This window comes from Isoptericola sp. BMS4 (genome assembly GCF_011634835.1).
Classification (GTDB): Bacteria; Actinomycetota; Actinomycetes; order Actinomycetales; family Cellulomonadaceae; genus Isoptericola.
Window position 1 is genome coordinate 910,176 of sequence record NZ_SIRP01000001.1, and the last position, 12,405, is coordinate 922,580.

Here is a 12,405-nt window from a genome sequence, read left to right on the forward strand (position 1 = left end):
CCGCCCGGCCGGAGCACACGCACCGGCAGCCTGCCGGTGGAGCGAAGGAGGAGAGATGACCAGCACGACGAGTCGCACGACCCGCCGGGGGACGTCCGGTCCGGGGGCCCCCGAGGTTGCGGCCGCACAGGTGGGGCAGGGAGCGCCTGATGGTCCGGGTGCGCCTGTGGCACCCGGAGCGGACGGTGCGTCGGGTGCGAGGGAGAAGGCGCGCCCGGGCAGGACGGGCGGGCTCGACGCACCCGACCTGCCCGACACCGCCGACCGGTCCGACCCGGAGGCCGGGCTGGCGACGGCGGAGTACGCCGTCGCGACGGTCGCCGCCGTCGGGTTCGCCGGGCTGCTGATCGCCGTGCTCAAGAGCGACACCGTCCGCGGGCTGCTCGAGAGCATCATCAGCTCGGCCCTGTCCGTCTGATGGCGCCGCGACGCAGCGGGGCGCGCCGTGCGGCGCCGTCGCCGCCTCACGGGGCCGCCGCGGAGCGGGGCGCGGTCACGGCCGAGCTGGCCGTCGGGCTGCCCGTCGTGGTGCTCCTGCTGGTCGCGGTGCTCACGCTCACGGCCGCGTCCACGGCGCAGATGCGTGCCCTGGACGCGGCCCGGGCCGGAGCCCGCGCCTACGCGATCGGGCAGGACGACGCCGAGGTCCGCCGCGTGGTGGACCGGGTCGGCGGTGCGGAGGCCGCGCTGGGCGTCTCGAGGGACGGCGACTGGGTCCGCGTCACCGTCACCCGGCCGGTCGTCGGCGGCTGGTTCGCGGCCGCCCCGGTGCGGGCGTCCGGCGAGGCGACCGCGTGGGTGGAGCCGTGACCGGCGGTCCCGAGCGGGGCGCCGGCACCGTCCTGGTGCTGGCGGTCGCCGCCGTCGTGCTGCTCCTGGCGCTGGGCGTCGGGGCGCTGGGTTCCGCGCAGCGGGCACGTGGCTCGGCGCAGGCCGCGGCAGACCTCGCGGCGCTCGCGGCCGCGACCGTCGCGCGTCACGGCGAGGACGCGTGCACGGTGGCGACTGACGCGGCACGGCGCAACGGCGCCGAGCTCGTCGGGTGCGAGCCGGAGCCCGGCGGTGTGGTGCGGGTCCGGACGGCAAGGCCCGCCGTCGGGAGCGACGGCGGGCCCTGGGCCGGCCTGCTCGGCGACGCGCACGCCGACGCCAGGGCCGGCCCTCGGCCTGCCGGGCCGCCGACGGACGAGGGCGGGGCAGCCGGGTAGGGGGGAGCCAGGCCGTGCGACCGGTGTGCCGGTCAGGCCGGGTTCACGTGGAACAGCGCCGCCCGCTCGCTGATCTTGCGGGCGCGGGCCAGGCGCGGCTTGTCCGAGCCGTCACGGATGACGCCGCCGGCGGCCTCGAAGTCGGCGAGGAAGTCCATGGCCCAGGCGACGTCCGCCGGGGCGGGGCTGAAGGACTCGTTCACCACGGCCGGCGTCTCGAGGTCGAGGCACAGCTTGCCGGTGAGGCCCAGGTTGACACCGTCGGCGGACTGCTCGCGCAGCAGCGCGTGGCTGGTGCCGACGGTGGGCCCGTCGATCGGGCCGGGCAGGCCGCCGATGCGGCTCGCGGTGACGAGCCGGGAGCGGGGGTACGCCATCGCGAGCGACTCGTTCGCCGTGCCGGTGTCGCGGCGGTAGTCGCCCGACCCGAAGGCCAGGCGGAACGCCCCGGGCGCCCGGGCGATGCTGACGGCGTCCTCGATGCCCAGGGCCGACTCGACCAGCGGGATGACGGGCCGGTTCCCGCCGAGCCGCTGCACGGTGTCGATCACCTGGTCGGGCGACTCGGTCTTGGCGAGCATCACGCCGGACAGCCCGTCGGCGTCCCACAGCGCGCGGATGTCGTTCGCCCAGGCCGCGGAGCCCCGCTCGTTGATGCGCACCCAGGCGCGGCCGCCGCGGGCGAACCAGTCGAGCACCTTCTGCCGCGCCTCGTCCTTGCGGCTGTCGTCCACGGCGTCCTCGCAGTCGAGGATCACCTGGTCCGCGCGGGAGAGCTGGGCGTCGTCGAACAGCTCGTCCCGCAGCGCCGACAGCAGCAGCCAGGAGCGGGCGTTGGCCGGGTCGACGCGGGTCTCCTCGCGGGAACGACGGCGTTCGGCGAGCTCGGTGTCGATAGTCACGCCTCGATCGTAGAGTCCGCGGGAGCGTGACTCAGCACGGCATCCAACAAGCGCACGGCCGCGGACTTGTCGAGTGGCGCGTTGTCGCTGCCGCACTTGGGCGACTGCACGCACGCCGGGCACCCGTCCGTGCACCCGCACGCGGCGATCGCGTCCCGCGTGGCCCGCAGCCAGCGGGCCCCGAGCCCAAAGCCGCGCTCGGCGAACCCGGCGCCGCCCGGGTAGGCGTCGTACACGAAGACGGTCGCCTGGCCGGTGTCCGCGTGCAGCGCCGTCGACACCCCGCCCAGGTCCCACCGGTCGCACGTCGCCAGCAGCGGCAGCAGCCCGATCGACGCGTGCTCCGCCGCGTGCAGCGCACCCGGCGCCGCGTCCTCGTCGACCCCGGCGGCGCGCAGCACGAAGTCCGGCACGCTCCACCACACGGCCGTCGTGCTCAGGGTCCGCGACGGCAGGTCCAGCGCCTCCGTACCGAGCACCTGCATGTCCGGCAGGCGGCGCCGCTGGAAGCTCACCACCTGGCTGGTGACCTCCACCGGGCCGAGCCCCCACGTGACCGGACCCCACTCGTGCTCCACGGCGGGCCGGGCGCCCTCGGGGGCGGGGTGCTCGGCGTCCCCGGGGCGCTCCAGCGCGATCTCCATGACCTCGCGCGACCACGTCGCGTGGTCGACGTCGCGGCGCGCCACCAGCGCCACCCCGTCGTCCAGGTCCAGGTGGTCCACGACGAACGTCGTGCCCTGGTGCGTGTACACCGCGCCGTCATGCACCTGCCCGTCCGCGGACGCCGCGTCGACCGTGCCCAGCACCCGCCCCGTGACCGCCTCCACGACGCGTACCGGCCGGCCGCCCGACCCGCGCAGGTCGGCCAGGTGCGCGGCCGGCCGGGCGTGCGTCCAGTACCACCCGGACCGTCGCCGGCGCAGCGCCCCGCGGGCCACCAGCACGTCCAGCACCTCGCGCACCGCCGCCGCGTCCCCGAACGCGGGCAGGTCGGCGGTGCGCAGTGGCAGCTCCTGGGCGGCGGCGCACAGCTGGGGCGCGAGCACGTGGGGGTTGCCCGGGTCGAACACGGTGGCCTCCAGGGGCGCGTCGAGCAGCGCCTCCGGGTGGGTCACCAGGTAGGTGTCGAGCGGGTCCTCGCGCGCGACGAACGCCACGAGCCCGTCCGCGCCCGCCCGGCCGGCGCGCCCCGCCTGCTGCCACAGCGACACGCGGGTGCCGGGCCACCCGGTGACGAGGACGGCGTCGAGGCCGGAGACGTCGACGCCGAGCTCCAGGGCGTTGGTCGTCGCCAGGGCGCGCACGGCGCCGGTGCGCAGCGCCTGCTCCAGCTCGCGGCGCTCCTCGGGCAGGTAGCCGCCGCGGTAGCTCGCGACCCGCCCGGCCAGGTCGTCGGACACGGCGCGCAGGTGGTCGCGCGTCCGCTGCGCCACCGACTCCGCGCCGCGGCGCGACCGGGTGAAGGCCAGCGTGCGGGCGCCGTGCGCGGTGAGGTCCGCCAGCAGGTCGGCGACCTCGGCGGTCGCGGAGCGCCGCGGGTGCGGGGCGGCGGCCTCCCGGGTGACGACGGGCTCGGTCTCGCGTTCCGTGCGGCCGGTGTCGAACGGGTCGGGCAGCGCCCACGGGTCGTGCTGCCCGGTGTCGGCGCCGGCGTCGGCGGCGGGGTCGTGACCGTAGCCGGCGACCTCCGGCGGCTGCCACAGCGCGACCGTGCGCCGGCCGGCGGGCGAGGTGTCTCCCGCGACCGTCACCACGTCGTCCGGGGGGACGCCGATCAGCCGCGCCGCGCTCGCCGCGGGCTCCGCCGTCGTGGCGCTGGCCACCACGAACGCCGGCCCGGGGGCCGGCCGTGCCGCGGGGTCGAACGCGGCCGCGCCCGTCGGCCGGTGGTCCGCCGCCAGCCGGGTCAGGCGGCGCAGGACGAGCGCCACGTGCGCCCCGAAGATCCCCCGGTAGGCGTGCCCCTCGTCCACGACGACGTAGCGCAGGCGCCGCAGCAGCCGGGCCCAGCGGCGGTGGTTCGGCAGCAGGGAGAAGTGCAGGAAGTCGGGGTTGGTGAGCACGACGTCGGCGTGCTCGGTCACCCAGCGGCGCTCCTCGACGGGGGTGTCGCCGTCGCAGGTCGCGACGCGTACGTCGCGCGTGCCCGCGGCGCCGAGGAGGCGCTCCAGGCCCGCGAGCTGGTCGGCGGCGAGCGCCTTCGTCGGTGCCAGGTACAGCACCGTGCCACGCCGCGCGGAGGACTCGATCCCCGTGGCGCCGTCCGGCACGCCGCCGCGGACGGCGGTGAGGGCGGGCAGCCAGAACGCCATGGACTTCCCGGACCCGGTCGACGTCGCGAGCGCCACGTGCCGGCCCGCCCACGCGGCCTCGGCGGCCGTGGCCTGGTGCTCCCACGGCCGGTCGACGCCCAGCGCCCGGTACCCGGCCACGACGTCCGGGTCCGCCCAGGCGGGCCAGCGGGCCGTCGTGCCCTCGCGCGCCGGGAACGTGCGCACGTGCGTCAGCCGGTCGGCGCGGGCGCCGTGCGCGGTGAGCACGTCGAGCAGCGGGTGCTCGGCGGTCTCGACGATGGGGGGCACGGCGTCAGTGTCCCACCCTGTGACAGGTGCGGGACCCGGCGCCGCGGTAGTGCCGTGCGCGCTCCGGTCGTGCGCGCCGAGACCTACCGCGGCGCGCACGGCACTACCTCGCGGTCAGAGCGTGAGCGCCGCGCCCATCGCCCGCGACAGGTACCACGGGTCCACGACGGCGGTGAGCTCGCGCGCGGAGTGCATCGACAGGATCGCGGCGCCGACGTCGACCACCCGGATGCCGAGCCGCGTCGCGGTGATGGGGCCGATGGTGGAGCCGCACGGGATCGTGTTGCTGGAGACGAACTCCTGGCTCGGCACACCCGCCGCGGCACAGGCCGCGGCCCACCGCGCGGCGCCGTGCGCGTCGGTCGCGTACCGCTGGTTCGCGTTGATCTTGAGGATCGGCCCGCCGCCGGCGACCGGGTGGTTCGCCGGGTCGTGGCGCTCCGGGTAGTTGGGGTGCACGGCGTGCCCGACATCGGAGGACACGCACAGCGACGAGGAGAACGCGCGCCGCCGGTCGACGTCGTCCGCGCCCAGCGCCGTCGAGACCCGGACCAGGACGTCCTCGAGGAACGGTCCCGCCGCCCCCGAGCGCGACCCGGACCCGATCTCCTCGTGGTCGAACGCCGCGAGCACCGCCACCCCGGACAGCGCCGCCGGGTCCGCGCCCAGCAGCGCGACCAGCGCCGCGTGCGTGGAGAGCAGGTTGTCGAGCCGCCCCGACGCCCACAGCGCCCCGCCGGCGCCGAACGCGCGCGGCGCCTGCGTGTCCGCGACGAGCACGTCGTAGCCCGCGATCTCGGCCGGGTCGACGCCCGCGCCGTCGTCGGCGCTCGCGGCCAGCGCCGCCAGCACGTCCGCGTCGGCGACGTCGCCCAGACCGAAGACCGGCTGGGTGTGCCGCTGCTTGTCGAGCGCGAGGCCGTCGTTCACGGCCCGGTCCAGGTGGATCGCGAGCTGCGGGATCCGCGCGAACGGCCCGGTGCGCACCAGGTGCTCGGTCCCGTCGGCGGTGACGACCCGCCCGGCGAGCTCGAGCTCGCGGTCCAGCCAGGAGTTGAGCAGGGGCCCGCCGTACACCTCGACGCCGGCCTGCTGCCAGCCGTGCCCGCCGGTCGTCGGGCGCGGCTTGAGCTTGAAGCCGGGGGAGTCGGTGTGCGTGCCCAGGATCGTGAACGGCGTCGTGGCACCGGCCGACGGCGGTACGACGACCGCGACCGCGGCGCCGTCGCGCACGACGACGTAGCGGCCGCCGGGCTCGACGTCCCACGCGGCGTCCTCGTCCAGGCGGGTGAACCCGGCGGCCTCGGCACGGCGGGCCACCTCCGCGGCGGCGTGGTACGACGACGGCGACGCGGTGACGAAGGAGCCGAGGTCCTCGGCGTGGGTGCGGGCGGCCTCGGGAACGGGGGTGCTGTTCACAGCGGCGTCAGGCATGGCCGTCATCCTGCCACCCCCCTCCCTCGCTGCCGAACAGGTGGTTGGTCCGGGACTCGACACTCGAGTCCCGGACCAACCACCTGTTCGGCGCCCGGATTTCTCAGTCGCCCGCGACGAAGAACCGCCAGGTCCCGTCCTCGCGGATGCCGAGGCGCCACCCGAGGTAGCCCCCGCCCGCGCGCATGTCCGCCGCCTCGCCGGCGTCGAGCAGCCCGGCATCCACCACCTCCTGCCACGCCTCGTCGGAGCCCGCCCACTCCTGCGTGGCGACGCGCGGCCACACGTACGTGAACGGGCCCTGGTCGTCGGCCGGGCTGGCGGACCACCGGGTGTCCGCGACCAGTTGGGCCAGGTGGGAGTACACGTCGTCGTGCTCCTCGGCGCCGGGCAGCGTGAAGAACTCCGCGGGTGTGCGGCCGCCGAAGTTCGTGCTGGTCCCGTCGGCCCGCGCACGCTCCACGAGCGCGCCGTCGTCGCAGCCCAGCGCGTCGTCGAGCAGCGCCTCCGCCGTCCCGCGCACGGTCGGGGGCAGCGTGGACAGGTCCGGCCGGCCCGCGTCGAGCCCGTCCGCCGAGCAGTCGGCGCCCGCCGGCTCAGCAGAGTCAGGGCCGCCGCCTGACCCGTCGTCCGCCACCACCACCGTGGCGGGCTCGGAGAGCGCCAGCCCGACCCGCGAGTAGTCCGCGGACCACACCGTGACGTACGCGCGGACCTGGTACTCCCCGGCGGGCAGCTCGGTCGTGTACGTGTCAGCGCCACCCTCCTCGTCGTGCTCCGGGGCGCAGGTCGTCACCGTGGAGTCCTCGGCGTCCCGCTCGCGCTCGACGTCGCCGAGCCGGTCCATGCCCCCCTCGGTCGTGTCGATCCCGACGTCGACCACGCGGCCGTCCTGCGCCCAGAGCAGCGTCGGGGCGCTCACGCGCTCCCCGGCGGAGCCCTCGGCCGAGAGGGTCAGCCGCGTGGGCGCACGCCACGTCCGCACCGCGTCGGTCCCGTCCGCGCTCGACACGGTCCCGAGGGCGGGGTCGTCGAGCAGCTCCAGCGTGTTCGCCGGCAGGTCGTCGGCCGGCATCCCGCACACGAGGTCGGTGCCCTGCAGCCACGCGGGCTGGTAGCCGTCCTCGACGAGCGCCACCGCGCCCCGCTCCTCGCCGTCGACCGTGGCGCCGTCGGACGGCTCCGGCGACGACGTGCGCGTCGGCGAGGGCGTGACCGCAGGGCCGGGCAGCGGGTCCGGTTCCGGCAGCAGGGTCGCGCCGCCCACGACGAGGCCGCCCGCCACGACGAGCGTCGTCGCGCCGATCCCGGCCTGCTTGATCGTGCGGCGGCGCCGCACCCGGGAGCGCACGCCGCCGAGCGCGCCGTCGAGCCCCGACGACGTCGCGCCGACGCCCGCCAGGGTGTCGAGCTCGCGCCGCAGGGCCTCCTCGGTGCGCGGGTCGGTCCAGTCGTCGCGTGCGTGGTTCGTGCTCATCGGGCGGCCCTCCCGTCGGTCGTGCGGGTCGTCGGCCCCGCGGTGTCGATGTCCACCTGCAGCACCGCGCGCATCGTCCCTGTCGCGTCCGCCAGGTAGCGCTTGACCGTGCCCTGCGCGAGGCCGAGGCGTGCGGCCACCTGCGGCACGGTGAGGTCCTCGAAGTAGCGCAGGACGACGCACGCCCGCTCGCGGGGGCTCAGCCGCGCCAGGGCAGCGGCGACGTCGGCGCGCGCCGTGGCTCCGGACGCGGGCCCGCGCACGTGGTCGTCGGCCGCCACGAGGTGCCGCACGCCGGACCACCGCCGTCGGCGCCGGTACTCGTCGAGGTACAGCGTGAGGATCGCGCGGCGCACGTAGGCCTCGGACGTCCCGCTCGTGCCGCCGTCGAGCGGGTGCACGCCCGCTGCGGGGGCGGGCTCCCCCGGCGCCCGGCGGCGCAGCCGCGAGAACACCTTGACGAGGGCGTCCTGCACCAGGTCCTCGGCCTGGCGCTGGTCGCCGCACAGCACGTAGGCGTACCCCACGAGCGCGCGTCCTCGTGACTCGGCGAGCTCGGCCAGCTCGCGCTCCCAGTGGGCCATGGGTCCTCCCTGCAGGCATCCTTACCCACCCTGACGCTCCCCACCCCCGGACCGTTGGGTCGTGACGTGCCGCCGTTCGCGGGCGTGCCTACGCTGGTGCCTCAGGACGCCGGCGTCGCGCTCGCCCGGGCGGCGTCCGGCGGGTGGAGGGAGACCTGCCGTGAGCGAGCCGACCGGGGTGGTGCGCGTCGACGTGGACGCGGCGCGGCTCGGGGGGGTGGACGGGCTCGACGTCGCCTACCGGCGGGCGGGGACGGGGCCCGCGCTGGTGCTGGTGCACGGCGCCGCGGAGGACGGCCGGGTCTGGACGCCGCAGCTCGCCTCGCTGTCCGACGAGCTCACCGTCGTCGCGTGGGACGAGCCCGGCGCGGGGGCGTCGGACGACGTGCCGTCCGACTTCACGCTCGCCGACTACGCCGACTGCCTGGCCGGGCTGATCAGGTCCCTGGGTGTGGGTCCTGCCCACGTGGGCGGGCTGTCCTGGGGGTCCACGGTCGTCCTGGAGCTGTACCGGCGGCACCCCGGGCTGGTGTCCACCCTGGTCCTCACGGGCGCGTACGCCGGATGGAAGGGCTCGCTGCCGGCCGGGGAGGTCGTCGCCCGCGTCGACGGCGTGCGGCGGCTGCTCGCCGCCCCGCCCGAGGCGTTCGACCCCATGTTCCCGGGGCTGTTCGCCGCGGCCCCGCCGGCCGAGTTCGTCCCGCTGCTCGACGCGATGACGGCGGACGTGCGCCCCGCGAGCATGCGGACCGCGCTGGAGATCATGGCCGAGGCCGACCTGAGCACCGTGCTGCCCGGCGTCGTGGTGCCCACCCTGCTGCTGTGGGGCGAGCAGGACGCCCGGTCCCCGCTCGCGGTGGCCCGCACGATGGAGCGCGCGATCCCGGACGCGACGCTGGTCGTGATCCCCGGCTGCGGGCACGTGACGAACCTCGACCGGCCCGCCGCGTTCGACCGTGCGGTGCGCGCGTTCTGCCGGGACCACCCGCCGCCCGGCTGAGCGCTCAGCCGAGGTGCGCCGCCAGGCGGTCGAGGGCGGCCGGGCCGACGACGTCGTCGGCCTGCAGCGGCACCTCGTCGAGGGGCAGGTGACCCAGCGCCTCGCGCAGGGTGCGCAGGTGCGCGTCCTCCTGCGCGTGCCGGGCGGCGAGCAGCGCTCCGGCGTCGGCGGGGGAGCGCTTGTTCACGACGAGCCCGCCGACGGGCACCCGCAGGCCGTCGAGCTCGGCGCACAGCTCGATCGTCTCGGCGACGGGCAGGCGCTCGGCGGCGAGCACCACGACGAACGCCGTGGTGCCGGCGTCGGTGAGCACCTCGCGCAGCGTGGCGAACCGCGCGCGCCGGTCCTCCAGGACGCGGCGGATCTCGCCGTCGCGCCGGGCCTCGGCCTCGCCGCGGCCGCCGAGCATCTGCGCGGCGGCGCCGAGCCGCTCGGAACGGTCGCGTCGGCGCAGCAGCCCGTCGGTCCACGCGCCCATCGTCTCGGGCAGGGTGAGCAGGCGGGCCGTGTGCCCCGACGGCGCGGTGTCGAAGACGACGAGGTCGTGGCTCGCCAGGCCCTGCTCGACGGCGGTCGCCACCCGCTCCAGCACGGCGGCCTCGTGGGTGCCGGGCGCGTCGCGGGCCAGGTCGAGGTGGCGGTCCACCTCCCCGGCCAGGTGCGGGGCCACCAGGCGGTGCAGGGTCCGCCGCACCTGCGCCAGGTGCGCGTCGGCGGTGCGCGCCGGGTCGATCTCGACGCCGTCGAGCAGCCCGCCGCCCGGGAACGGCCCGGCGAGCCGGACGGCGTCGTCCCCGACGGGCCGCTCCCACAGGTGCCCGAGGTTGTGCGCGGGGTCGGTGGACACGAGGAGCACGCGGCGCCCGGTGCGCGCCTGCGCGAGGGCCACCGCTGAGGCGAGCGACGTCTTGCCGACGCCGCCCTTGCCGCCGAGGAACAGCACGCGCCGCCGCGCGGCGAGGTCTAGCAGCACGACACGTGCTCCAGGGGCGAGCGGTCCATGCCCATGCGGGTGTGCCACTCGTGCACGCGCTCCGCGACGAGCGGCAGCAGCTCGACGGTGTAGTACGAGGCCGGGTTGGGCACGCCGAGCGCCTCGGCGAGGACGACGACGGTGAACAGGTCGTCCTCGTCCCGCCGGGCGCCCGAGAGCGTGCGCCGGTACGGCGCCTCGTAGAGCTCCCGGAGCCCGGCGGACACCCCGCGCAAGCGGTCGCGCACGGTCACGACGTCACGCCCGCTCGTCGCCTCCGCCGGCCGACGACGCCAGCACCGGCTCGTCCGTCTCGGGGTCGAAGTCGCCCCGGCGCGCCGCGCGCATGGCGATCGCGGACTCCAGCGCCACCCACAGGGACGCGACGAGGATGACGACGTCCAGGCCGAGCAGCAGCCAGCTGCGGTCCGCCCAGAAGGTGCCGAGCTGCACGACCAGCGCGTAGATCGACATGACGAGCACGAAGACCAGCGGGACGAGCACGGGCAGCGGGTTGCGCTTCTTGCGCAGCAGGACCACCGCGACGATCGCGAGGGTCAGCGACGCCAGGAGCTGGTTGGTGGTGCCGAACAGCGGCCAGATGAGCAGCCCGCCGGAGCCGTCCCCGCCGGCGCTGAACGTCAGGCCGACCGCGACGACGAGCACGATCACGGTGGCCCAGCCCTTGGGGACCCGGACCCCGAGGACCTCGCCGGCCTCCTGCACGACGAACCGCTGCAGGCGCACGCCCGTGTCCATGGTGGTGGCGGCGAACAGCACCGCCATCGTCGCGAGGATCGTCGCCGACAGCGAGGCGGGGATGCCCAGGCCCGCGTTGACGATGGAGGCGCCGCCCGAGACGAACGCGGACACGCCGCCCTCGTTGAAGGCGCTGTACACGGCCTCCCAGTCGGCGAGGGTCCGGTAGCCGGCCGTGGCGGCGATGATCGCGCCGAGCGCCAGCATGCCCTCGCCGACCGCGCCGAAGTAGCCGACGAACCGGCCGTCGGTCTCGGAGTCGAGCTGCTTGGCCGACGTGCCCGACGCGACCATGCCGTGGAAGCCGGAGATGGCGCCGCAGGCGATGGTGACGAACAGCAGCGGCACCAGGCTCGGCGTGCCCTCGGGCACGTCCTGGTTGATCGCGGGGGCCACGACGGCCGGGCTGGCGAACAGCACGGACAGGTAGAGGATCCCCAGGCCGATGAACAGCTGCACGCCGTTGATGTAGTCGCGCGGCTGCAGCAGCACCCACACCGGCAGCAGCGAGGCGATGCCCGCGTAGACGAACAGGGCCACGATCCAGAACGTGGCGGGGGACATCCCGAGGACCGGGTCCGGCAGCACGACCGGGAACCGGTCGCCGACGACGATCAGCGTGTACAGCGCGACGACGCCGATCACGGTGGTGACCAGCAGGTTGATCTTCCAGCGGTAGATCATCTGGCCGATGACCGCGGCGACGACGATCGCGCCCCAGACGGGGATGACCGACGACGGGGTCGAGATCAGCAGGTTCTTGATGACGGTGGCGAACGCCGCCACGACCATGAGCAGCAGCAGGAAGATGACGACGAGGAACAGGTTGCGGCCCCGCGCTCCGATGTAGCGGCCGGAGAGCATGCCCATCGACTGGCCCCGGTTGCGCACGGACGCCCACAGGGCACCCATGTCGTGCATGCCGGCGAAGAAGACGGTGCCGAGCGTGACCCACAGGAACGCGGGCAGCCAGCCCCAGATGACGGCCACCGCCGGCCCGACGATCGGGGCGGCGCCCGCGACGGAGGTGAAGTGGTGCCCCCACAGCACGAACTTGTTGGTGGGGACGTAGTCCACCCCGTCGGACAGCTCGTGGGCGGGGGTGCGGAAGCCCGCGGCGAGCCGGTAGACGCGCCTGCCGAGGTACTTCGAGTACAGGAAGTACCCGGCCAGCATCATCGCCAGCCCCACCAGCATGAGGACCAGGGAGTTCATGGGTTCGTTCCGTTCTGTCGCCGTCGACGCCGGGGGCGTCCGAGGAGGACGCCCGGGGGATTCTAGGGCGTCGGCGGGGTGCCCCGGCGCCGGTCGGTGAGCGCGCCGTCGGCCCGCCCGACGCCGGCACCCGCGGGCCCGTGTTCGTGACGGCCGTCACATGTGAGTAGACTCGCGCGCATCCCGCCGTCAACGGTGCCGGCGGGACCTTCCGTTCCTGCGGTCGGAAGCCCCACCGGGCGGCGTCGGCGGAGCGGCAGGACCAGGA

General features: G+C 76.1%; 12 protein-coding genes. 4 read left to right on the forward strand and 8 right to left on the reverse strand.

Translation table 11 applies throughout. The annotated features are described in order from the left end of the window. The first annotated feature begins 166 nt into the window (after positions 1 to 166). From EYB28_RS04035 to EYB28_RS04045, 3 genes are read left to right on the forward strand one after another with little or no spacing between them, the layout of a single operon-like run. Positions 167 to 418 (forward strand): DUF4244 domain-containing protein, encoded by a 252-nt coding sequence (locus EYB28_RS04035; protein WP_240930378.1) that lies wholly within the window; start codon positions 167 to 169, stop codon positions 416 to 418. Then, on the forward strand, positions 418 to 810 hold the full coding sequence (locus EYB28_RS04040; protein ID WP_166845041.1) for a TadE family type IV pilus minor pilin: 393 nt from the start codon (positions 418 to 420) through the stop codon (positions 808 to 810). The genes EYB28_RS04035 and EYB28_RS04040 overlap by 1 nt, the downstream gene beginning before the upstream one ends. Next, positions 807 to 1,208: an Rv3654c family TadE-like protein gene (locus tag EYB28_RS04045; RefSeq protein ID WP_166845043.1), complete on the forward strand. Its 402-nt coding sequence runs from the start codon at positions 807 to 809 to the stop codon at positions 1,206 to 1,208. The genes EYB28_RS04040 and EYB28_RS04045 overlap by 4 nt, the downstream gene beginning before the upstream one ends. A gap of 32 nt (positions 1,209 to 1,240) precedes the next feature. On the opposite strand, the gene EYB28_RS04050 is transcribed toward EYB28_RS04045, so the two are convergent. The 5 genes from EYB28_RS04050 to EYB28_RS04070 form a co-directional block, all read right to left on the reverse strand. After that, a complete protein-coding gene (locus tag EYB28_RS04050; RefSeq protein ID WP_166845045.1) occupies positions 1,241 to 2,110 on the reverse strand; it encodes a CoA ester lyase in 870 nt (289 codons plus the stop codon). Beyond that, complete coding sequence (locus EYB28_RS04055) at positions 2,107 to 4,686, reverse strand: DEAD/DEAH box helicase (RefSeq protein WP_166851662.1); 2,580 nt, start codon at positions 4,684 to 4,686, stop codon at positions 2,107 to 2,109. Before EYB28_RS04055 ends, EYB28_RS04050 begins: the two co-directional genes overlap by 4 nt. 123 nt (positions 4,687 to 4,809) lie before the next feature. Then, positions 4,810 to 6,129, reverse strand: a complete 1,320-nt coding sequence (locus tag EYB28_RS04060; protein ID WP_166845047.1) for a M18 family aminopeptidase — start codon at positions 6,127 to 6,129, stop codon at positions 4,810 to 4,812. 103 nt (positions 6,130 to 6,232) lie between these two features. Continuing rightward, positions 6,233 to 7,606, reverse strand: a complete 1,374-nt coding sequence (locus EYB28_RS04065) for a hypothetical protein (RefSeq protein WP_166845049.1) — start codon at positions 7,604 to 7,606, stop codon at positions 6,233 to 6,235. Further along, positions 7,603 to 8,190 (reverse strand): sigma-70 family RNA polymerase sigma factor, encoded by a 588-nt coding sequence (locus EYB28_RS04070; RefSeq protein ID WP_166845051.1) that lies wholly within the window; start codon positions 8,188 to 8,190, stop codon positions 7,603 to 7,605. The genes EYB28_RS04065 and EYB28_RS04070 overlap by 4 nt, the downstream gene beginning before the upstream one ends. Positions 8,191 to 8,350: 160 nt before the next feature. On the opposite strand from EYB28_RS04070, the gene EYB28_RS04075 reads away from it, so the two are divergent. Then, entirely contained in the window at positions 8,351 to 9,190 is an 840-nt protein-coding gene (locus EYB28_RS04075) for an alpha/beta fold hydrolase (RefSeq protein WP_240930379.1), read from the forward strand. A 4-nt stretch (positions 9,191 to 9,194) separates the two neighbouring features. Here EYB28_RS04075 and EYB28_RS04080 read toward each other — a convergent pair whose 3' ends face one another. Genes EYB28_RS04080 through EYB28_RS04090 form a run of 3 tightly spaced genes read right to left on the reverse strand, consistent with a single transcriptional unit; the run spans position 9,195 to position 12,137 of the window. Further along, positions 9,195 to 10,163 carry an ArsA family ATPase gene (locus EYB28_RS04080; RefSeq protein WP_166845053.1) on the reverse strand — a complete coding sequence of 323 codons (969 nt, stop codon included), beginning with the start codon at positions 10,161 to 10,163 and terminating at the stop codon, positions 9,195 to 9,197. Then, on the reverse strand, positions 10,154 to 10,417 hold the full coding sequence (locus EYB28_RS04085) for a cory-CC-star protein (RefSeq protein WP_205710836.1): 264 nt from the start codon (positions 10,415 to 10,417) through the stop codon (positions 10,154 to 10,156). Before EYB28_RS04085 ends, EYB28_RS04080 begins: the two co-directional genes overlap by 10 nt. Positions 10,418 to 10,421: 4 nt before the next feature. After that, positions 10,422 to 12,137 (reverse strand): carbon starvation protein A, encoded by a 1,716-nt coding sequence (locus EYB28_RS04090; protein ID WP_166845055.1) that lies wholly within the window; start codon positions 12,135 to 12,137, stop codon positions 10,422 to 10,424. Positions 12,138 to 12,405 lie beyond the last annotated feature (268 nt).

Coding starts and splice junctions, on each gene's coding strand:
- EYB28_RS04040 (WP_166845041.1), top strand. CDS start 418: ATGGCGCCGCGACGCAGCGGGGCGCGCCGTGCGGCGCCGTCGCCGCCT.
- EYB28_RS04060 (WP_166845047.1), bottom strand. CDS start 6,129: ATGCCTGACGCCGCTGTGAACAGCACCCCCGTTCCCGAGGCCGCCCGC.
- EYB28_RS04065 (WP_166845049.1), bottom strand. CDS start 7,606: ATGAGCACGAACCACGCACGCGACGACTGGACCGACCCGCGCACCGAG.
- EYB28_RS04070 (WP_166845051.1), bottom strand. CDS start 8,190: ATGGCCCACTGGGAGCGCGAGCTGGCCGAGCTCGCCGAGTCACGAGGA.
- EYB28_RS04090 (WP_166845055.1), bottom strand. CDS start 12,137: ATGAACTCCCTGGTCCTCATGCTGGTGGGGCTGGCGATGATGCTGGCC.